Source organism: Gordonia sp. PP30 (genome assembly GCF_023100845.1).
Classification (GTDB): Bacteria; Actinomycetota; Actinomycetes; order Mycobacteriales; family Mycobacteriaceae; genus Gordonia.
In genome coordinates, this window is record NZ_CP095864.1 from 1778070 (window position 1) to 1798383 (window position 20314).

Annotated in this window: 19 protein-coding genes; 12 read left to right on the top strand and 7 right to left on the bottom strand. The window is 69.8% G+C overall.

The genetic code is table 11. The features are described 5' to 3' along the window. Positions 1–113: 113 nt before the first annotated feature. Both MYK68_RS08075 and MYK68_RS08080 read left to right on the top strand, forming a co-directional pair. A complete protein-coding gene (locus MYK68_RS08075) occupies positions 114–2237 on the top strand; it encodes a bifunctional copper resistance protein CopD/cytochrome c oxidase assembly protein (RefSeq protein ID WP_247867412.1) in 2124 nt (707 codons plus the stop codon). Between the two features lie 167 nt (positions 2238–2404). Next, positions 2405–2890 carry a single-stranded DNA-binding protein gene (locus MYK68_RS08080; RefSeq protein WP_247867413.1) on the top strand — a complete coding sequence of 162 codons (486 nt, stop codon included), beginning with the start codon at positions 2405–2407 and terminating at the stop codon, positions 2888–2890. 16 nt (positions 2891–2906) lie between these two features. Here MYK68_RS08080 and MYK68_RS08085 read toward each other — a convergent pair whose 3' ends face one another. The 5 genes from MYK68_RS08085 to MYK68_RS08105 form a co-directional block, all read right to left on the bottom strand. After that, the gene (locus tag MYK68_RS08085; protein WP_247867414.1) at positions 2907–3194 is read right to left on the bottom strand and encodes a hypothetical protein; all 288 of its coding nucleotides are present in this window, start codon (positions 3192–3194) and stop codon (positions 2907–2909) included. A gap of 2 nt (positions 3195–3196) precedes the next feature. Then, a complete protein-coding gene (locus MYK68_RS08090; protein WP_247867415.1) occupies positions 3197–3616 on the bottom strand; it encodes a DUF6325 family protein in 420 nt (139 codons plus the stop codon). A gap of 33 nt (positions 3617–3649) precedes the next feature. Beyond that, positions 3650–4039 (bottom strand): TIGR02611 family protein, encoded by a 390-nt coding sequence (locus MYK68_RS08095; RefSeq protein WP_247867416.1) that lies wholly within the window; start codon positions 4037–4039, stop codon positions 3650–3652. Between the two features lie 187 nt (positions 4040–4226). After that, positions 4227–4724 (bottom strand): HNH endonuclease, encoded by a 498-nt coding sequence (locus tag MYK68_RS08100; protein ID WP_247867417.1) that lies wholly within the window; start codon positions 4722–4724, stop codon positions 4227–4229. A 111-nt stretch (positions 4725–4835) separates the two neighbouring features. Continuing rightward, positions 4836–6179 (bottom strand): ClC family H(+)/Cl(-) exchange transporter, encoded by a 1344-nt coding sequence (locus MYK68_RS08105; RefSeq protein WP_247867418.1) that lies wholly within the window; start codon positions 6177–6179, stop codon positions 4836–4838. Positions 6180–6287: 108 nt separating this feature from the next. On the opposite strand from MYK68_RS08105, the gene ettA reads away from it, so the two are divergent. From ettA to MYK68_RS08145, 8 genes are all read left to right on the top strand, one after another. Next, the gene (gene ettA, locus MYK68_RS08110; protein WP_247867419.1) at positions 6288–7961 is read left to right on the top strand and encodes an energy-dependent translational throttle protein EttA; all 1674 of its coding nucleotides are present in this window, start codon (positions 6288–6290) and stop codon (positions 7959–7961) included. Between the two features lie 207 nt (positions 7962–8168). After that, a complete protein-coding gene (locus tag MYK68_RS08115; protein WP_247867420.1) occupies positions 8169–8774 on the top strand; it encodes a DUF6230 family protein in 606 nt (201 codons plus the stop codon). Between the two features lie 28 nt (positions 8775–8802). Next, the gene (locus MYK68_RS08120; protein ID WP_247867421.1) at positions 8803–9387 is read left to right on the top strand and encodes a DUF6114 domain-containing protein; all 585 of its coding nucleotides are present in this window, start codon (positions 8803–8805) and stop codon (positions 9385–9387) included. Further along, the gene (locus MYK68_RS08125; RefSeq protein WP_247867422.1) at positions 9374–10432 is read left to right on the top strand and encodes an AraC family transcriptional regulator; all 1059 of its coding nucleotides are present in this window, start codon (positions 9374–9376) and stop codon (positions 10430–10432) included. Before MYK68_RS08120 ends, MYK68_RS08125 begins: the two co-directional genes overlap by 14 nt. Continuing rightward, the gene (locus tag MYK68_RS08130) at positions 10425–11447 is read left to right on the top strand and encodes an AraC family transcriptional regulator (RefSeq protein ID WP_247867423.1); all 1023 of its coding nucleotides are present in this window, start codon (positions 10425–10427) and stop codon (positions 11445–11447) included. The genes MYK68_RS08125 and MYK68_RS08130 overlap by 8 nt, the downstream gene beginning before the upstream one ends. Before the next feature lie 87 nt (positions 11448–11534). Continuing rightward, the gene (locus MYK68_RS08135; protein WP_247867424.1) at positions 11535–16178 is read left to right on the top strand and encodes an NAD-glutamate dehydrogenase domain-containing protein; all 4644 of its coding nucleotides are present in this window, start codon (positions 11535–11537) and stop codon (positions 16176–16178) included. After that, complete coding sequence (locus MYK68_RS08140; protein ID WP_247867425.1) at positions 16178–16651, top strand: acyl-CoA thioesterase; 474 nt, start codon at positions 16178–16180, stop codon at positions 16649–16651. The genes MYK68_RS08135 and MYK68_RS08140 overlap by 1 nt, the downstream gene beginning before the upstream one ends. Further along, a complete protein-coding gene (locus MYK68_RS08145) occupies positions 16648–17334 on the top strand; it encodes a DUF8185 domain-containing protein (RefSeq protein WP_247867426.1) in 687 nt (228 codons plus the stop codon). Before MYK68_RS08140 ends, MYK68_RS08145 begins: the two co-directional genes overlap by 4 nt. Before the next feature lie 19 nt (positions 17335–17353). On the opposite strand, the gene MYK68_RS08150 is transcribed toward MYK68_RS08145, so the two are convergent. Continuing rightward, complete coding sequence (locus MYK68_RS08150; RefSeq protein WP_247867427.1) at positions 17354–18979, bottom strand: glycoside hydrolase family 13 protein; 1626 nt, start codon at positions 18977–18979, stop codon at positions 17354–17356. A 13-nt stretch (positions 18980–18992) separates the two neighbouring features. Further along, positions 18993–19388, bottom strand: a complete 396-nt coding sequence (locus MYK68_RS08155) for a globin (protein ID WP_283255289.1) — start codon at positions 19386–19388, stop codon at positions 18993–18995. A 141-nt stretch (positions 19389–19529) separates the two neighbouring features. On the opposite strand from MYK68_RS08155, the gene ctaJ reads away from it, so the two are divergent. After that, entirely contained in the window at positions 19530–19778 is a 249-nt protein-coding gene (gene ctaJ / locus MYK68_RS08160) for an aa3-type cytochrome oxidase subunit CtaJ (protein WP_247867428.1), read from the top strand. Next, a complete protein-coding gene (locus tag MYK68_RS08165) occupies positions 19765–20274 on the top strand; it encodes a DUF5130 domain-containing protein (protein WP_371307994.1) in 510 nt (169 codons plus the stop codon). Before ctaJ ends, MYK68_RS08165 begins: the two co-directional genes overlap by 14 nt. The last annotated feature ends 40 nt before the right edge of the window (positions 20275–20314 follow it).

Genomic DNA, 20314 nt, shown 5'->3' on the forward strand with positions numbered 1-20314 from the left:
GGTCTGGTTGCGACCCGGCGCGTGCGAGTATATCCGGCGCGGAGCCGCCGGTGACGCCCAGGTCACACCGCCCGGGCGGGGCCGCCGCGGCGGACGGACCTACAGTGGAACTCATGAGTACGACGACCGCGCGCACCACCACCCGGGAGGCCGACCGGGACAGTATGCGCGACCCGTCGAACGTCCGCCGCCTGCTGGTCTCGCTGATGATGGTGGCCGGGGTGATCGCGGCCGCGGTGGTGACGGCCGCGAGCGTCGCGACCGCGCAGAAGCTGCTCGGGGTGCCCGATCCGGGCTGGCTCACCACCTACGGCGTGCGCGTGGTGACGGTCATCGGACAGCTGTTCGCGGCCATCGGTTTCGGCGGCGCCGTGTTCGCCGCGTTCTTCGTTCCGCCGCAGGCGAGCGGCGAACTCGACGTCGGCGGGTACCGGGCGATGCGCTGGTCCTCTGTCGCGTTCGCCTGCTGGAGCATGGCCGCCCTCGCCATGATCCCGCTGTCGGCGTCGAACGCCAGCGGTATTCCGCTGGGAAAGACGACGCGGGGCTGCCTCACGACCATCGGTAACGGTGGACTGCTCGGGCAGTGCGGCATCGTCGCCGACACGCGCTACTGGCTGTGGACGGCGATCTTCGCGATCTGCGCCGCCGCGCTCGCCCGGGCGGCGCTGCGGTGGGGCTGGACGGTCCTCGTCATCGGGCTCGGCTTCCTGTCCCTGATGCCGTCGGCGCTGCTCGGGCACTCCTCGGCCGGCGGCAACCACGACCTCGGCACCAACAGCCTGATCCTGCACATCGTGGCCGCCGCGCTCTGGACCGGCGGCCTCGTGGTGGTGCTCGCGTATTGCTTCGCGGGCGGCCGCTGGCGCATGCTCGCGGTCCGTCGCTACTCGCGCGTCGCGTTCTGGTGCTTCCTCGTGGTGGCGGCGAGCGGAGTGATCAACGCGCTCGTCCGGATGAGCGTCGCGCAGTTGTTCACCACCACCTACGGACTCGTCGTGGTCGCCAAGTTCGTGGCGCTGCTGATCGCCGGGGGAATGGGTGCGGTGCACCGCAGCCGGACCATCACCGCGCTGGAAGCCACCGACCAGCCGCGGACGTCGTTGTTCGTCCGGCTGGCCGCGGTCGAGACGGTGGTCTTCGCGATCGCCTTCGGGCTGGCCGCCGGACTGTCGCAGACCCCGCCGCCCGTGCTGGTGAGCGCGGACATCAGCCCGACGGAACTGAAGATCGGCTACAAGCTCGATGGTCCCTTCTCGCTGGAGAAGCTCGCCTTCGACTGGCGTTTCGACCTGATCTTCGGGACCTTCGCGATCGTCGCCGCGCTGGTGTATCTCGGCGGCGTGTGGCGGCTGCGCAAGCGTGGCGACGCCTGGCCCATCGGCCGCACCATCGCGTGGCTGCTGGGGTGCGCCGCGCTGCTGATCGCGACGTCGTCGGGCATGGGCAAGTACGCGCCGGCGATGTTCAGCGTTCACATGATGAGCCACATGATGCTCTCGATGCTCGTCCCGGTGCTGATGGTGCTCGGCGCGCCGGTGACACTCGCGCTGCGGGCCATTCCGCCGGCCGGCCGCGGACAGCCCCCGGGCCCGCGCGAATGGATCCTGTCCGGAATCCACAGCAAGTACTCGCGGTTCATCACCCACCCGGCGATCGCCGTCACCGTCTTCGTGGGCAGCTTCTACGTGCTCTACCTGGGCGGCGTGTTCCAGGCCATCGTCGACAACCATTCGGCGCACCTGCTGATGAATCTGCACTTCCTGATCAGCGGCTATCTCTTCTATTGGCTGGTGATCGGCATCGATCCGGCTCCGCGCCAGATCTCGCCGCCGGCGAAATTCGGTGTGGTCGTGGGATCGTTGCCCTTCCACGCGTTCTTCGGCGTGGCGCTGATGATGACCTCCGCGGTGATCGCCGAGAGCTGGTACAAGAGCCTGGAACTGCCCTGGCACTACGACCTGTTCGGAGACCAGCAGGTCGGCGGCGGCATCGCCTGGGCCACTGGCGAATTCCCGCTCATGCTCGTGATGATCGCGCTGCTGATCCAGTGGCAGCGTTCGGACACGCGGCAAGCCAGACGTTTCGACCGCCGCGAGGACCGGAACGACGACGCCGAGCTGGAGAGCTACAACGCCATGCTGGCGCAGATGAACACGGTCGGCCGGGCCGCAGAGGAGCCGGCGGATCGGGCCGTCGACGACGCCGCCGCGCCCGTCGACGCCGGGCGCGACTAGCGCTTCTCGGCACACCGCGCGGCGTCTTTCAAGACCGTTTCGCGATCTGTGGATGAATCGGCGTGCTTGGCGCGGTTGTCCACAGGGCACCGATCGAGGTCTTCCGGCGGGCAGCCGTCATCGGTGATGGTCAGTGGGTACACGCACTATCGTCGAAGGAGCCGGAGATGTACGAGACCTACACCACGATCACCGGGCGCGTGGTCAGCGACCCGCGCCGCTACCAGACCAGTCACAACGGGGAGGTCGTCTCGTTTCGGGTGGCCTGCTTCTCGCGCCGGCTCGACCGGGAGACGGGGCAATGGTCGGACGGCGCGGCGCTCTACCTGACCGTCGTCTGCTGGCGCCGGCTGGCCGCGTCGGTCGCCGACGTGGTGCGGCGCGGTTCGCAGATCATCGCCCACGGCCAGCTGCGCACCAACGAGTACGTGGGCTCCGACGGCGTCAAGCGCTCGGATCTGGAGATGGTCGCTGTCGCCCTGGGGCTCGACCTGGGGCACCACCAGCCCGACGATCGGGGTCCGCTCTCGAGCGCGGACGCGCAGTCGGCCCCGGCCGACGAACGCGCGGGGGAGAAGCCGCTGGTCTCGGTGATGCCGACCGGGCCCGAACCGGCGGCGGACTCCGCCGTCGCCGGCGCGTCGTGGCCGTGAGCGGTCTGCGCCGGTGTCAGGAGAAGATGCGCGCGGAGATCTCGGCGAATTCGCTGTCGGTCAGGACGCCGGCCGACCGCAGCGAGGTCAGCGCGACCATCAGGTCGCGCGGACCGCCGCCGGGCGCCGTGGCGGGTGCCGACGGAGGCATGGGCGCGGCCGGTGGCGCGGGCGCGGCCGGTGTCGCGGGGACACCGGCGGCCGCGGCGTCTTGCGCGGCCCAGCGGGTCTGCTGACGGCGCTGAACGCGTCCGTGCACCGAACTCGCGACGGCGACCTTGGCGGCGGTCTTCAGCAGTCCCATCGTCAGTTCTCCTCGATGCGGTCCAGCGTGTCGACAAGATCGGCGACCTCGATCGGTCCCTCGGACAGGATCGATCCGGACTCGCCGGTCCAGGTGGCGATGACGTCGATCAGGGTGCGGTCCTCCCAGACCACGATCACCGCGACGCTGTCGTTCGCCATGGTGGCGCCGACCGCGGCGATGTCGTCACCGTCGATCAGTTCCGAGGCGGATGCGGCGAAGGCCGGTGCTCCGACGTCGGCCGCCCGCACCCAGGACACGACGCCCACGTCGTCCTTCCGGACGAACTCGAGGTCGAGGATGTCGATGCGGCCCGACTCGTCGAGTGCGCGAAGCGCGTCGAGCCCACGGGTGGGGACGGTGGCGCCGGGGAAACCGGCGACGAGATGGCTGACGGGGCCGAGGTCGGCGTCGAAGATCATGCGGTCACGTCGCTTCGGTCGTCGTGCCGGGTGCTACGCGGCGGCGGGCAGCGGGTGCCAGCGCGTGTAGGCGCTGCGCGCGTGGACCAGCATGGTCTGGCTGTGGTATTCCACCTGGTGCGCGACGGCGGTGCGGGTCCAGGCCATCAGGCGCGCGGAGAAGAGGCTCGCGCGGTGCAGCTGACGACGGAGGAAGCTGGTGACGCGGTGGGCCCAGGTGAACTCGGTGGCCAGCACGGCCAAGCCGAGGAAGAGGGTCACCCAACCGGGCCCGGGGATCGGCAGCGGGATCATCACCAGACCCGCGGCCATCATCACGGCTCCGACCACACCGACGACGATCCGGTAGACCTGGTTCAGAACGGGGCGCTGACGAATGATGTAGCGCTGCCGTCGGTGCCAGATCTTGAGACGCAGTCGCATGCGGGTCGCCCTCCGGATGGGTTCTTGTTTGCCGGAATCTCCGGCAACGACCCTCAATCTACGGGGAATCCCTGAGTAACCAGTGAGATACGCGCGGTCCTGAATGAACTCTCAGGAACAGGCCCCGAACTCTCAGCGAGTTCGGGACCTGCGGCCCTGGTGTCATCGCGGGGCCGGAGCCCCGGTCTCACTCCGGCTGGGCGTGCAGCGTGAACATCGCCCAGACCTCCTTCTGGTCCTCGGCCCACGGGTCGTACACGAACGGGGCGTGCCGCAGCGGCAACCCGGCCTGGCGGGGTGTCCGGTCGGCCTTGTACCCGTTGCACTCCCGGCACGCGGCGACCAGATTGCCGTAGCTGCTCGCGCCGCCCTTCGACTTGGGCACGATGTGATCGACAGTATCGGCGGGCCCGTCGCAGTACGCGCAGATCCACTGGTCGCGCCGCAGAATGGTGTCGGCCGACGCGTGCGAGTCCATCGACTTGCCGGCGTACGGGCGGTACGCGTCACCGCGGATGGCGACCACCTGGTGGACCGGCTGCACCAGCGACGGGGACCGGACCACCCGGACGAGGGGAGTGCCCTCCACGTTCCGGGCGACGCCGGTGGTCAGCAACACGGTGGCGCGCCGCCACGTGACCCGGGCCAGAATCTGCAGGCCCGCATTGGTGACGAAGATCGTCATGGTCGTGCCTCCCTCCGGATTCTCATCGAGGCACCGTGCTTCGATCGTGGCAAACCTGGACGACGGTAAGCGAGAGGCGCGGCGGCTGTCGAGTGAATATTCGGGAAGGAATCACGGATGCGCGAGTCCGGCGCTGCGCTCGGCCAGCAGGTCGTAGACCGGTCTGGAACGCAGGGTGATCGCGATCAGGTAGGCGATCGCGCACGCGCCGAGCATCGGTGGCAGTTGATTGGTGGCGCCCGTCATCTCGGTGGCGAGGACGATCCCGGTGACCGGGGCGTGGACGACGGCTGTGAAGAACGCCGCCATACCGATCAGGGCCATCGCCGACGGGGAGACGTCGCCGCCCGGCCAGACCTGGTGCCCGAGCAGTCCGACGACGAGACCGAGATTGGCACCCAGGACGAGCATCGGTGCGAAGAGGCCGCCCGGCGTGCCTGCCGCGTACGAGACGGCGCCCAGACCGAAGCGTAGCGCGAACACGCCGAGTGTCGTGGCGACAGCGCCATGGCCACCTAGAGCGTTCTGGGTCAGCTGGTCGCCGCCTCCGGCGAGGTCGGGCGCGCACCAGACCAGGATTCCGATGACGGCGCCGATGGCCGCGGCGCGCACCTCGGGCGGCGCCGAACTCCTATCGGCGGCACGCAGTGTTCGCAGGAGCGTCTTCGAGTAGAGAACACCGGCGATCCCGGTGACGACGCCGACGCAGAGTACCCATCCCGCGTCGTGAATCGCCGGACTGGGCAGGGCGGGAACGGTGAACTCCGGCCGGTCGCCCACAAGAGGCCGCGCGGCGGCGAAGCCCGCCGCGCAGGCGACCAGGGTGGCGACCGTGGTCCGTGGATCGAATCGCCGTACCAACTCTTCGAGAACGAAGATGCCGCCGGCGAGTGGTGCGTTGAAGGCGGTGGCCAGACCGGCGGCGGCGCCGCCCGCCGTGAGGATCCGGAGGTCGGCGTCGCACCTGCGGGTCAGGGCGGCGACGGCGCCGGCGATCGACCCGCCCATCTGCACCGACGGACCTTCTCGCCCCAGTGCCATGCCCGAACCGATCGACAACAGGCCGCCGAGGTACTTGATCGGAAGCAACCGGAGTCGTCCGGGCTCCGCCCGCCCGGCGACGACGGCCTCGACTCTCGGGATGCCGCTGCCCTCGGCGTGCGGCTCGACTCGATAGACCAGGGCGCATGCGGCGGCGGCGCACGCCGAACACACGGCGATAGTGACGACCACTCCCCACCACGACCCGTGTGTCCAGCCGGACAATTCGGCGCGCAGATGCTCGGCCTGGTCGAGCAGCAGACGGAAGGTGGCGGCGACGACGCCCGTCGCGGCGCCGACGATCGCCGCGACGGCGACGAATCCGACGAGTGCGGTGTCGCTTTCCCCGGGGTCGGTGTCGTGCCGCGGCGCGGGTCGGCGGCGGAACAGATCGCGAAGTCGGCCGCTGTACATAGTCAATCCTTAGCGCGTTCGTCGACTGGCGCACAGTCCGGGTCGCCGTCGCCCACTACACTGGAGGGCTGTTGTGCCCGGAGTTCGAGCAGATTGAGAGTTGTGGCGTTGGCTGAGTTCATTTACACCATGAAGAAGGTGCGCAAGGCGCACGGCGACAAGGTCATCCTCGACGACGTCACGATGTCGTTCTACCCCGGCGCCAAGATCGGTGTGGTGGGGCCGAACGGCGCGGGTAAGTCGTCGATCCTGAAGATCATGGCCGGGCTCGATCAGCCCAGCAACGGCGATGCGTTCCTCGATCCGGAGGCGACCGTCGGGATCCTCTTGCAGGAGCCGCCGCTCAACGAGGAGAAGACCGTCAAGGAGAACGTGCTCGAGGGCATGGGCGAGATCGCCGTGAAGCTCGCGCGCTACAACGAGATCGCCGAGCTGATGGCGACCGACTACTCCGACGAGCTCATGGAGGAGATGGGCAAGCTCCAGGAGGACCTGGACAACGCCGACGCCTGGGACCTCGACAGCCAGATCGAGCAGGCCATGGACGCCCTGCGCTGCCCGCCGGGGGACTCGCCGGTCACCCACCTGTCCGGTGGCGAGCGGCGCCGCGTCGCCCTCTGCAAGCTGCTGCTCAGCAAGCCCGACCTGCTGCTGCTCGACGAGCCCACCAACCACCTCGACGCCGAGTCGGTGCTGTGGCTGGAGCAGTTCCTGTCGAACTACCCCGGCGCCGTCCTGGCGGTGACCCACGACCGGTACTTCCTCGATCACGTCGCCCAGTGGATCTGCGAGGTGGACCGCGGCAAGCTGCACCCGTACGAGGGCAACTACTCCACCTACCTGGAGAAGAAGGCCGAGCGTCTGGAGGTGCAGGGCAAGAAGGACCAGAAGCTGCAGAAGCGCCTCAAGGAGGAGCTCGCCTGGGTCCGCTCCGGTGCCAAGGCCCGGCAGACCAAGAACAAGGCGCGTCTGGCCCGGTACGACGAGATGGCGGCCGAGGCAGAGAAGCACCGCAAGCTCGACTTCGAGGAGATCCAGATCCCGACGCCGCCGCGCCTGGGCAACGTGGTGGTCGAGGTGGAGCACCTGGACAAGGGCTTCGACGGGCGCGTGCTGATCGACGACCTGTCGTTCACGCTGCCGCGCAACGGCATCGTCGGCGTCATCGGACCGAACGGTGTCGGTAAGACCACGCTGTTCAAGACGATCGTCGGTCTGGAGAGCCCGGATTCGGGCACCGTGAAGGTGGGCGAGACGGTCAAGCTCAGCTACGTCGACCAGAACCGCGCCAACATCGACCCCAAGAAGTCGGTGTGGGAGGTCGTGTCCGACGGCCTGGACTACATCGAGGTCGGCCAGAACGAGATGCCCTCGCGTGCCTACCTGAGCGCCTTCGGCTTCAAGGGTTCCGACCAGCAGAAGCCGTCGGAGGTGCTCTCCGGCGGTGAGCGCAACCGGCTCAACCTGGCGCTGACCCTCAAGGAGGGCGGCAACCTGATCCTCCTCGACGAGCCGACCAACGACCTCGACGTCGAGACCCTGAGCTCGCTGGAGAACGCGCTCGAGCAGTTCCCCGGCTGCGCCGTGGTGATCTCGCACGATCGCTGGTTCCTGGACCGCACCTGCACCCACATCCTCGCCTGGGAAGGCAACGTGGAGGAGGGCAAGTGGTTCTGGTTCGAGGGCAACTTCGAGGCTTACGAGGCCAACAAGGTGGAGCGCCTCGGCGCCGAGGCCGCCCGGCCGCACCGGGTGACGCACCGGAAGCTGACGCGCGACTGAGGCCACCGTCCCGGGCCGAGTGCCGCCAATCCGGGCGACCGATCGGGTCCGGCATGGTGCAATGTGTGTCAGATTCCCGTGAATCTGTGCCACCGCGGGTGCTGTGGTCGGTATAGGGCCTCGAAGAAGGCTAGCCTGCCTAAATAGCTCCGGTTTCAGCCGGAGATGTGTTGGGCTGCCCGAAGCGGGCACGACGAAGGACATGGATTGTTCAAGCGGAAGAGTGACCGACCCAAGAAGGTCCGGCAGACGCGACCGAAGATCTTCGCGGCTTCGCTGATCGCGGGCCTCGCGATCACCGGGGCGATGGGGCTCGGCATGGCGCGCGGCGAGGTGCCGATCCAGATGGGCATCTCCGGCCAGAACTTCCAGGCCACCGTCTCGAAGCTGGAGGGGTCTCAGGTCGCGGTGTATCCGCGCACCCTGGGCACAGTGAAGAACGGGCGGGTCCAGACGGTCGTGGTCACCATGGGTCAGGCGACGCTGAGCGATCTGTGCCTGGCGATGTCCGCGCCGAACCTGCCCCTCGTCGGTACCGTCACCATGATCATCAAGGCCCCCGGGGCCAGCACCAAGGCGACCAACATGATGATGGACGTCGACGGCCTCGGCGCCGACATGACGCTCGAGCACGCCGTCGTCGGCTCGGCGCAGCCTGCCCGCGACGCACTGTCGTCGCAGCTAGCGACCGCGATCGCTGCACCGGCGGCGTCCATCCTCGGTGTCGACGCCAACGTGATGGCCATGCGCGCCGACACGTTGTCGGTATCGAACGCCAAGGTCAGCGTCACTCGCGGAGCCACGAAGTGCTGATCGTCGCCCTTGGTGGGAGGGGGCGACGATGAAGGACGGACTGCGGCGGTTACGGGAGTGGTCGCGGCACCGGCCGACGGCGGGTGGCATCTGCCTGGTGATCTCGGCGATCTTCATCTCGCTGCCGTCACTCAACGGATTCCGGATCGGCGACATGATCCTGACCGTGTCGACCATCTCCGGCGTCTCGACGGTGTGGCTGGCGGTGCTGATGGCGCTGTGCGCGGTGTCGTCCCTGTTCTGGCTGCACACGCGTGTCCTGGCGGGTCTGTCGGCGATGGTGATCGCGCTGGTCGCGTTCCCCGCCGCGAACTTCGGCGGCTACGTGCTGGGCACGCTGTTCGGCATCGTCGGCGCGTCGCTGGTGCTCGCGTGGCGGCCGCTGCCGGCCGCCGGGGAGGCAGCGGCCGACGAGGAGGGGGCCGAGACGAGCCCGGAGCCGGCGACGGTCGACGCGGAGGCGCCGGCCGAGCCGGAGACGGCAGTGATCGAGCCCGTGCCGGCGCCCGAGCCGGGCGCCACCGAGACCACCGCGCCGCTGCCGGTCGTCGACGACGGCCGTCTCGGCGCACATCGGGCTCCGACCGATCGGGAAACGATTGACCCCCGATGATCCCGCCCAGGGCCTCGACCGGCAGACGGTAGCCGCGTGGCGCGCACGCATCGGCGCCGGTGAGGACCTTGGGGACGACTCCACGCGGTACCTTCTCCGGCGCGGCCGGAGCGGCCTGGACGACTATCTGCGGACCTTCACGGTCACGGCCGACCCGGCCTCCGGATTCGCCGAGTACCTGTACTGGCGGCCGCTGACACAGTTGCTGACGTTCTCGCTGCTGCGGACCCCGTGCGCCACCGTCCGCACGCCCGAACGCGTCCGCGAGTACCGGTCCGACTTCGTTCTGGTCGGCACCCAGACGCTGCCGGGCGGCGGGGTGGTCGAGGCGGGCGGACGGCGCTACCACTACGACCATCCCCGTCATCTCGTGGTGATCCACAACGACGAGCCGTTCCGGCAGGAGTCGTTCACGACCGCGGATCTGGCCGGTATCTGGGTGCCGACGGACCTGCTCGGACGCCGGTCCGGACAGGACTGGTCGATGGTCCCGCTGGTCGATTCCTCGCCGCTGGCGCGGGCGACCGCGGCGTTCGTCACCCGGTTCGCGAACGATGTCGCCGCGCGTCGTGCGTCCATCGACATCGACGGCGAGCACGCGGTGGCCGAACTGGTTCGCGCGGCCCTGAGTCAGCACCGTGACGACTCGTTCCGCGCCGTGGACAGCGACCTGTACCTGCGTGAGATCACCCGGTCCCTGATCGATCAGAACTACCGGGATCCGGAGTTCTCCCCGGATTCGATCGCCCGCATGCTGTATGTGAGCCGTCGGCACATGTACCGGTACTTCGCCGGGGCGGAGGAATCGCCGACCACCCTGATCGCGCGCCGCCGTCTCGCACACGCCCGCGAACTGCTCGCGTGCCATCCCCGGATGTCGCTCGGCGAGGTGGCCGCCGATTCCGGTTTCGCGTCGCCCGGCACGTTCACCAAACGATTCCGGACGGAGTACGGAATGACGCCGAGCACGTACCGCAAGGCCGTGCAGGCCGGCGAGATCGACTCGGAACCGTCCCGCCCCGAGTCGGGTGACCCCGATGACTAGCGCTCCCGCGATCCGGTCTCCGCTGATTCTGCGCGGACGCGGTGGGATGGTCGGGCATCCGTCGTTCGACCGGATCGATGCCGACCATCCGCTGGGCTTCGAGGCGACGGTGCAGCGCGCCCAGCTGTCGACGCTCGACGTGCAGGTGACCGATCTGACGCCGTGCACCGTCGAACGCACGACGCACACCGGCCGCGCCGCGATGGAGGTGCTGGTTGCCGTCGCCGACACGCCGTCGACGGTGCGGGTGACCGGCCTCGGACGGGAGATCGCCTGCGGTGCGGGTCAATTGGTGCTCGTCATGGCCGACCAGCCGGTCACCTGGACGTTCCCGGCCTCGGCCCGGCTGACCACGGTCGCCGTGCCGGTCGTGGTGCTGGCCGAACTCGGCGTCCGGCTCGTCACTCACCGGGTGATGGCAGTCGCCGAGTCCGCGCTCGGACGCGCCACCGCCGAGTTCGTGCAGCAGTTCGCGCGGGACGCGGTGGACTGCCCGCAGCGGATCAAGACCGGCGCCGAGCGGACGGTGATCGGGCTGATCTGCGGTGCCGTCGAGGTCGGCGGTCTGGATGCCGGTTCCTCGGAGGTCGCCGAGGCCGCCCGGATCCGTACCCGGGTGATCGAGATGATCGACCGGGACTTCGCCCAGGCCTCGCTCACGGTGGATGCGATCGCGGCCAGTCTCGCGATGAGCCGCCGCCATCTCTACCGGTACTTCGAGTCGGACTCGGAGACCGTCGCGGAGCTGATCGCGGCCCGACGTCTGGAGCACGTGTGCACGCTGCTGCGCAGGCCCGGGCAGGCGACGATGGAGGAGATCTCGGCGTCGTCCGGATTCACCTGCACCGGCACGATGCGCCGCCGTTTCCTGGCCCGCTACGGCATGACGCCGCGCGACTACCAGCGGCAGTGGCAGAGCGCGGTCGACATCGCGGCGCGGGTGGAGAAGCCCTCGCCGTACGCGCTGTCCGACCGGCCGTCACGCCCCGTCGCCGGGCTCCACGAAGCGTCCTGAACGCCGTCCGGATGGACGGCCGGAGCGGCCTCGCCGATCACCTGATGCCCCGTCGTCGCGGACGTTAGGGTCGTCTGGAAGGAGGCGATGATGATCGACGAGGGTGGTGACCGGATCCCCGGTCGGCTGGTGTCCGGAGCGTTGCTCCGTTACGGCGGGGTGGAGGCCGACCGAGACCGGTTGATCCGTCACCTGGCGCTGGCGGCCGTCCGAGAACCCGGGCGATTCCTGGTCGGCGTCACCCGGCTGGACGGCGGTGTGCTGGAGATTCAGGTGGTCGCCGCCGACGCGCCGCTGCTGGTCGAGTCGGTCCTCACCGTGATCGACGGCGCCGGTCTGACCGTCGCGGGCATCGATCATCCGATCATGCCGGTCTGGCGCGACGGCGACGGCAGGCTCGCCGGGATCGGGGACGAGCCCGCCGAGGGCGGTGCCCGGCACGACGAGTCGTGGATCAGCGTGCGCGCGTTCGCCTCGGTGGCGTGCGACCCGGACACGATCCGCGCCGCGGTGATCGATGCGGTCGGCGTGCACGCCGCCGTGACGCGCGACGGCGAGGCGATCCGGGCGGCCCTCGCCGGGCTCGCCGAAGCGCCGATCGCCCCGGCCGCCGATCGCGACGAGTACCGGGACCTGATCGAGTGGATCGCCGGGGACTCCAACTTCCATCTTGTCGGGTACGCGCGCGGTGACGGCGGTGCCGGGCTCGGCGTCTGGGCGCAGCCGCAGACCATCCGCCTGCAGCCGCTCGCCGATCCGGGACCGCGGCCGGTGATCGACCGGGTGTACCTGGAGACCGGGGTGCTGCGTACCCGGTATCCGCTGGTGCTGCGGTTCTCCGACGGTGCGGTGGAGCACCAGTTCGTCGGCATGTTCACCTCGATCGGGCTGTACCAGTCGGTCCGGGAGATCCCGGTGGTCCGCACCGTCGTGCGCGGTGTTCTGCGGTCGCTGGGGCTGGAACAGGATTCGTACGGTGGTCTGGCGGTGATCGAACTGCTGCAGACCTACCCGCTGGTGGGACTCTTCGGGTCGACCGTGGCGGAGACCGCGCGCCGCGTCCAGGAGCTGCTGACCGCGAATCTGGAACGGAGCAGCCGCTTCTTCGCCCGGCTGTGCCATGACGGGCACACCGTCAGCGCGATCGCCTTCCTGCCGCGCGACCGATACTCGACCGACGTGCGTTCGGCGATCATCGAGTTCACCGAACGTGAACTCGGTGGATCCGCGTCGGAGTTCGCGACGCGGCTGTCCGACAGCCCGCTCGCGCAGTTGCAGATCATGATGAAGACCCGCGGGCCGGTCGGCGGCGATCTCGGTATCGGCACGCAGACCCACGAGCGTCTCGACGAACTGCTGCGCGGTGCGGTCCGGACCTGGGAAGACGACGTGCGGGCGCTGTCCGGCGCGTCGCCGGTGGTGTCCGGACTGCTGCCGGGAATCTCCAGCAGCTACCGCGAGGAGCGGGATCCGGCGCGGGCGGCGTTCGATCTGCCGATCGCCGCGGGACTCGCCGCCGACGACGTGCACGTGGTCCTGCGCAGCGCCGACGCGCTGCCGTGGACGTTCACCCTCTATCTCGCCGGCCGGGACGCCGCGCTGACCGATGTGCTGCCGATGCTCGCCAGCCTCGGGCTGACGGTGCTCGATGAGCACCCGTACCGCATCGACCGCGCCGACGGCCTCGGCGTCCGCATCTACGAGTTCGCCGTCCAGCCCGCGTCGCATCTGACCTCGGTCGGCGGCACCGGTCACGAGGAGCGGGTCGCCGAGGCGTTCGGGAGCATGTGGGCCGGCCGCACCGAGATCGACCGGCTCAACGAGCTGGTCCTCGGGGCCGGGCTGACCACGCGCGAGGTCTCGGTGCTGCGCATGTACGCGCGGTATCTCAAACAGTGCGGCTTCCCGGGCAGCATCGGGCACTTCGCCGACGTGCTCGGCGAGTACAGCGGGGTGGCGCGCGCCCTCGTCGGGCTCTTCCGGGCGAGCTTCGACCCGGCCGTCCGCTCGGCGGATCGGCCACGGCTGGTCGACGACGCCGGGACCCGGCTCGACGACGAACTCGCGGACGTGCTCAGCCTGGACGCCGACCGGGTGCTCTCGTCGCTGGCCCGCGTGATCCGGGCGACGCTGCGCACCAACTGGTTCCGCGGCGACGATGCCGCGGCGGCGGCCCTCGACGCCGAGTTCGCGCCCACCGTCGCGATGAAGATCGCGACGCGCGATCTGCCGCTGGCGCCCGCGCCGCGGCCGGAATTCGAGATCTTCGTCCACTCGCCGCGCGTCGAGGGCGTGCATCTGCGTTTCGGCGGCGTCGCCCGCGGCGGCTGCCGCTGGTCGGATCGCCGGGACGACTTCCGCACCGAGATCCTGGGCCTGGTCAAGGCGCAGGCGGTGAAGAACGCGGTGATCGTGCCCGCCGGCGCCAAGGGCGGATTCGTGGTCCGCCGTCCACCGGCACCGACCGGTGACGCGGCCGCCGACCGGGCGGCGCACCAGGCCGAGGGTGTCGCCTGCTACCGCGCTTTCGTCGCCGCGCTGATCCAGCTGACCGACGACCTCGACCACGAGACCGGCGCCGTGGTGGCGCCGGCCGGCGTCGTCCGCCGCGACGGCGACGATCCCTACCTGGTGATGGCGGCGGACAAGGGCACCGCCAGCTTCTCCGACACCGCCAACGCGATCGCCGCGCACTACGGCTTCTGGCTCGGCGACGCGTTCGCCTCCGGCGGCTCGGTCGGCTACGACCACAAGGCGATGGGCATCACCGCGCGCGGTGCGTGGGAAGCGGTCAAGCGGCACTTCCGCGAGATGGGCATCGACACCCAGACCGAGGAGTTCACCGCGGTGGGCGTAGGCGACATGAGCGGTGACGTCTTCGGCAACGGCATGCTGGCATCGGAATGCACCCGCCTCGTGGCGGCCTTCGACCACCGGCACATCTTCGTCGACCCGGACCCCGATGCCGCCGTCTCCTACGCCGAGCGTGCACGACTCTTCGCGCTGCCGCGGTCGTCGTGGGCGGACTACCGGGCCGCCCTCATCAGTGCCGGCGGCGGCGTCTGGTCGCGCGAGCTGAAGTCGATCCCGGTGAGCCCCCAGATACGCCGGGCGCTCGGACTCGGCGATGAGATCACCGAACTCGCGCCGCCCGAACTGATCCGCGCGATCCTGCGGGCCCCGGTCGATCTGCTGTTCAACGGCGGCATCGGCACCTACATCCGGGCCTCCGATGAAGCCGACTCGGCCGTCGGTGACAAGGCGAACGACGCCGTCCGGATCAGCGCCGACACGCTGCGCGTCAAGGTGGTCGGCGAGGGCGGCAACCTCGGCGTCACCGAGCGCGGGCGCGTGGAAGCGGATCTGTCGGGTGTGCGGATCAACACCGATGCGATGGACAACTCGGCCGGCGTCGACTGCTCCGACCACGAGGTGAACATCAAGATCCTGCTCGACTCGCAGATCTCGGCCGGCGTCCTCGATCCCGCCGAGCGGACCGGGCTGCTGGAATCGATGACCGACGAGGTGGCCCGGCTGGTGCTCGCCGACAACATCGCGCAGAACGCCGAACTCGGTCTCGCCCGCGGTCGCGCCGAGGCCGAAACGGACCTGCACGAGCGGCTGCTGGCCCAGCTCGCCGCCGACGGCGTCGACCTCGAGCTGGAGACCCTGCCCACCCCGCGGGCCCTGCGGAGACGTCGCGCGGGCGAACTCGGCCGAGGTCTGACCAGCCCGGAACTGGCGACTGTGATGGCGCACGTCAAGCTCGGTGCCAAGGCCGAACTGATCACCACCACGCTGCTCGACGGCGAGGTCTTCGACGAACTGGTGTCCGCCTACTTCCCGGAGCCGCTGCGCAGCCGGTTCTCCGACGGAATCGGCACCCACCGGCTGCGTCGCGAGATCGCGGCCACCTGCCTGGTGAACAAGATCGTCGACGACGGCGGCATGTCGTACCTGTTCCGGATGACCGAGGCCACCACCGCGACCGTCGAGGAGGCGGCCCGCGCGTACGCGGCGACCGCCGAGGTCTTCGGGCTGGGCGCCCAGATCGCGCGGCTGCGCGCCGCCGGACTCGACGCGGCACTGCTCGACGACATGACCGCGACCGAGCGGACGCTGCTGAACCGGTCGTCGCGCTGGTTCCTGGAGCACCGGCCGCAGCCGCTCGCCATCGCCGCCGAGGTGCGGCGCTATCGCGACATCGGCGGTCTCACTCCGTTCATCGACGAGTGGGCGCGGCCCACCATCGCCGGAGCCATCGACGCGATGGCCGCCGACTTCGTCCGCCGCGGGGCCGAACCCGGGCTGGCGCGGGCGGTGGCCCGCGCGCCGTACCGGCTCCACCTGCTCGACGTCGCCGACCTCGCGGAGATCGCCGACCGGGATCTGGACGAGGTGGGCGATCTGGCCTTCGCCGTGCTCGAGCACTTCGCGCTCGACGAACTGCTCGACGCGGTGAACGATCAGGAACGCGTCGACCGCTGGCATCTGCTGGCCCGGCTGGCGCTGCGCGACGACCTGCACTCGCTGGTGCGCAGCCTGACGCTGGCGATCCTGCAGCTGTCCGAACCGGGGGAGAGCGCCGAGACCAAGATCGCCGACTGGGAGTCGTCGCGCAGCACCACGCTGGCGCGCGTCCGCGCCACGGTCGACGGTGTGAAGTCGACCCCGGAACCCGGGATCGCCGGGCTGACGGTGGCGGTACGCGCGTTGCGTAGTCTGGTGTGATGACCGAAAACACCGACACCAGAAGACTTTTCGAGGACGAGGGCCATCGGACTCCGGACGGTTACGTGGTGCAGGTGCCGGTCCGCTGGTCGGACATGGACGTGTTCGCGCACATCAACCACGCCCGGATGGTGACGCTGCTGGAAGAGGCGCGGATCCCGTGGCTCTTCTACGACGACAAGCCGACGCACCCGCTGCGCAAGGGCTGCCTGGTCGCCGATCTGCACGTGAAGTATCAGGGCCAGATCCGCCACGACGAGTCGCCGATCTCGGTGACCATGTTCGTCGAGCGGGTCCGCGCGGTCGACTTCACCGTCGGCTACGAGGTGCGCCCGCACGGCGCCGCACCCGACAGCAAGCCCGCGGTGGTGGCCAGCACCCAGCTGGTGTCGTTCGACATCGACACCCAGCGCCCCCGCCGGTTGCCGGCCGCGGAGAAGGACTACCTGCTCTCGTTTCTGAGGGAGTCGTGACCGGCCGGGGCCTGTACCCCGTCTCGGCCGCCGACCGAGGGGACGCCGCGGCCTTCGTCGCCCGCGCCGCACGCCTCGACGACTCCGGGGTGATCCGGCTGAAACAGCGCGGCGACGGCCGCACCGGTCTCTGGACGCGGACCGGGTTCGACGTCCTGGCCACCCGCTCGGTGTTCGGCACCGTGGAACCGTCCGACGTGGTCGCCGACGTCGCCGCGATGGCCGCCTCCCTCGCCGGTGACGACGAGCCCGTCGCGCTCGGCTTCGCGCTGCCCGCCGCGTGGCGCGGCGCCCTGCCGGCGCCCGACGGCTATACCCATCTGGACAATGTGCCGGCACGTGAGCTGATCGCGCTGGCGCGCAAAGGTACCCGGGTCGCGCGCGACGAGTCGGGCGCGCTCGGCCCGGCGTCGTCGCTGCTCGACCAGGAGGTGATCACGGTGACCTCCGACGCGCAGCCCGAGGCGAGCGCCGGCCTCACCATGAGGGCGGTGTTCGCGCTGACCGCCATGGGCTTCGTCCGCGACGCCGCGGGCCACGAGATCACCGGGGACTCTCCGCTCGACGCGATCGCGGCCGGGGAGCCCGTCCGGGTGCGGACCTCGCCGTCGTGGACGCGCATCGACGCGCGCTTCGGCTCGGTCTACCAGCGCAGCGCGCCCCTGGGCGTGTCGGTGCTCTGAGGGGCTGTGCGCCGGTCCGTCAGACCAGCCAGGCGGCGGAGTTCGGCGCGAGCATGCCGTCCACCAGCGGGAGGCTGACCAGCAGGATCTGGCCGTGGGGGAGCGGCACCGGAGAATTGGTGGTGTTGAGCGCGCAGATCAGCCCGCCGGGGCGGCGGAACGCCAGGCAGCCGTCCGGCGCCTGATACCAGTCGACGCCCGGGCCGCTGAACTCCGGCCGCACATAGCGCAGCTCGATCGCCTGCCGGTACAGCGACAGCGTCGAGAAGACGTCCTCGAGCTGGCGCTCGACGGTGAAGCGGCCCCAGTCGTCGGGCATCGGGAGCCAGGTGTGCGGGTTAGAGCTGAACCCGTACGGCGCCTCGTCACCCTCCCAGGGCAGCGGCACCCGGCAGCCGTCGCGGCCGCGTTCGGTGTGCCCGGAGCGTTCCCACACCGGGTCGACCAGCGCCTCGTCCGGCAGATCGACGTTGGGCAGGCCGAGTTCGGCGCCGTTGTAGATGAACACGGTACCCGGCAGCGCCAACTCCACCAGCGCCATCGCGCGGGCCCGGGCGATCCCGATGCCGAGCGCGTTCTCCTGCTCGTCGAGCGGTGCGTCCGCGGCCACCTCCGGGCGGTAGCGGGTCACCTCGCGGACCACGTCGTGGTTCGACAGCGTCCACGTCGGCACCGCGCCGACGCCGCCCGCCGCGGCGAGCGATTCGTCGATCGCGGCGCGGATCGCGGCGACGTCGAACCCGGCGGTGGCCAGCGCGAAGTTGAAGCCGAGGTGCAGTTCGTCGGGCCGCACGTACTTGGCGAACTCGTCGGGCGACTCCACCCAGACCTCACCGACGTTCGCGGTGCCCGGGTACCGGTCCATCACCGCGCGGATACGGCGGTGGATGTCGTGCACGGCGTCGTTGTTGAATCGCGGATCGTCGTCGGTGTGCTTGAGGATCACCGCCGGCGCCGCCAGATCCGGCAGCCCGGGGGCCTTCGCCATGCCGTGGGCCACGTCGATCCGGAAGCCGTCGATGCCGCGGTCGAGCCAGAACCTCATGGTCTCCTCGAGGTCCGCCATCACCTCGGGGTTCTCCCAGTTCAGATCCGGCTGCGCGGGCGCGAAGAGGTGCAGGTACCACTCGCCGAGACTGCCGTCGGCCTCCCGGATACGGCTCCACGCGGGACCGCCGAACACGCTGGTCCAGTTGTTCGGCGGCACTTCGCCGTGCTCGCCGCGGCCCGGCCGGAAGATGTACCGGTCGCGCTGCGGGCTGCCCGGACCGGCCGCCAGCGCCGCCGCGAACCAGGCGTGCTGATTGCTGGTGTGGTTGGGGACCAGGTCCATCGTGACGCGGATGTCACGGTCGTGGGCCTCGGCGATGAGCTGGTCGAACGTCGCCAGATCGCCGAACAGCGGATCGATGTCGCGCGGATCGGACACGTCGTACCCGTGGTCGGCCATCGGCGACCGCATGATCGGGGAGAGCCAGATCGCGTCGACACCGAGGAGCTCGAGGTAGCCGAGTTTGTCGATCACCCCGGCGAGGTCGCCGACGCCGTCGCCGGACAGGTCCGAGAACGACCGCGGATAGACCTGGTAGACGACAGCGTTGCGCCACCAGTCGGGGTTCACGAGCGAGTCGGTGTCTTGCGTCACGCGGGCAATTCTGTCACACGGGGCTGTTCATCAAGGAGTGCGCCGCGGCGTGGAAGTACTCGGTCATTCGCGCGCGATGCTCGTCGTCGAGCACATCGGCGGGGATCGACGCGACCGCGATGTCCATGCAGCGCAGCCAGGCGTCGCGTTCGAGGGGACCTACCTTGTACGGGATGTGCCGCATCCGCAGCCGCGGGTGGCCGCGCTGATCGGAGTAGGTGTGCGGGCCGCCCCAGTACTGTTCCAGGAACATCCGCAGGCGTTCCTCGGCGCCCGTCAGGTCCGGATACTCCGGATACATCGGCGCGAGCAGCTCGTCGCGGGCGACCTCTTCGTAGAACCTCTTGGTGATCGCGCGGAAGGTCTCTTCGCCGCCGACTTGCTCGTAAAAGGTGCTCACGATGTCCATTGTTCCCCATCTACGACGCGCTGTAGGCCCTCCGCGCACGCGGCGGGGCCAGGTGGGTTAAATTAGATCCGAACCAAGGCGGTCCGCATCCCGCGGGTCGCGTGCGCCTCGCGACGCGAGGCGCTCATCGAAAGGCTGACAGTGGATAGCGTTGTCGCACCCATCGGGTTGACCGTGATCATTCTGGTCTTGATCGCCATCGCGGGATGTGTGATCTCGATGCTCTTCTCCCACGGCGTCAAGCGCCCGAAGGTCCCCGAGTACACCCTGGACCAGGAATGGACCCGCGGACCTGCGCTGTTCAGCGCGACCGAGATCGAGCCCATGGCCCTGCCTCGCCATTTCGAGCCGGCCGACACCGAGGGAGGGTACGCCAGTGCCAAGTGGTGACCACAACCAGATCGCCCAGCAGAGCTCCGGGGTCCTGAACCTCCTCGGCGCCCGCAACGAAGAGGGCCTGCCGTACGGCTCCGCCGTCACCGCGAGCGGCCGGATCTCCGCCGCGCTGTTCCCCGGCGACGGCTTCGACACCCCGCCGTTCACCCGCGACGAGCTGATCGCGCTCGACGAGGCGCTCACCGACGCGAGCAACCTCGCCGAGGTCCGCTTCTCGGTGTACATCGGCGACCTGGACGGCGACGTGGCCACCGCGGCCCGCGCTATCCTCGCGCAGGCGCCCGAGCCGGCCCACGGCGCGCTGGTCGCCGTCTCGCCGAACACCCACGACGTCGTCGTGGTCTCGGGCTCCGAGGTGGCCGGCCGCGTCAACGACCGTGTCGCCGAGCTCGGGGTGACCGCCGCCGTGTCGGCGTTCCGCCACAACCAGCTGATCGACGGCCTGGTCTCGGCCCTGCGCGTGATGGCCACCGCCGTCGCCCGCCCCTGAGGTCAGTGTCTCTAAGGTCAGCGGAGTAGATCCACGCGTA

Bases quoted from the DNA above. Each gene is read 5' to 3' on its own strand.
- MYK68_RS08130 (WP_247867423.1), top strand. From the start codon at position 10,425: ATGACTAGCGCTCCCGCGATCCGGTCTCCGCTGATTCTGCGCGGACGC.
- MYK68_RS08140 (WP_247867425.1), top strand. From the start codon at position 16,178: ATGACCGAAAACACCGACACCAGAAGACTTTTCGAGGACGAGGGCCAT.
- MYK68_RS08080 (WP_247867413.1), top strand. From the start codon at position 2,405: ATGTACGAGACCTACACCACGATCACCGGGCGCGTGGTCAGCGACCCG.
- MYK68_RS08100 (WP_247867417.1), bottom strand. From the start codon at position 4,724: ATGACGATCTTCGTCACCAATGCGGGCCTGCAGATTCTGGCCCGGGTC.
- MYK68_RS08120 (WP_247867421.1), top strand. From the start codon at position 8,803: ATGAAGGACGGACTGCGGCGGTTACGGGAGTGGTCGCGGCACCGGCCG.
- MYK68_RS08085 (WP_247867414.1), bottom strand. From the start codon at position 3,194: ATGGGACTGCTGAAGACCGCCGCCAAGGTCGCCGTCGCGAGTTCGGTG.
- MYK68_RS08075 (WP_247867412.1), top strand. From the start codon at position 114: ATGAGTACGACGACCGCGCGCACCACCACCCGGGAGGCCGACCGGGAC.
- MYK68_RS08135 (WP_247867424.1), top strand. From the start codon at position 11,535: ATGATGATCGACGAGGGTGGTGACCGGATCCCCGGTCGGCTGGTGTCC.
- MYK68_RS08155 (WP_283255289.1), bottom strand. From the start codon at position 19,388: ATGGACATCGTGAGCACCTTTTACGAGCAAGTCGGCGGCGAAGAGACC.
- MYK68_RS08090 (WP_247867415.1), bottom strand. From the start codon at position 3,616: ATGATCTTCGACGCCGACCTCGGCCCCGTCAGCCATCTCGTCGCCGGT.
- MYK68_RS08095 (WP_247867416.1), bottom strand. From the start codon at position 4,039: ATGCGACTGCGTCTCAAGATCTGGCACCGACGGCAGCGCTACATCATT.
- MYK68_RS08105 (WP_247867418.1), bottom strand. From the start codon at position 6,179: ATGTACAGCGGCCGACTTCGCGATCTGTTCCGCCGCCGACCCGCGCCG.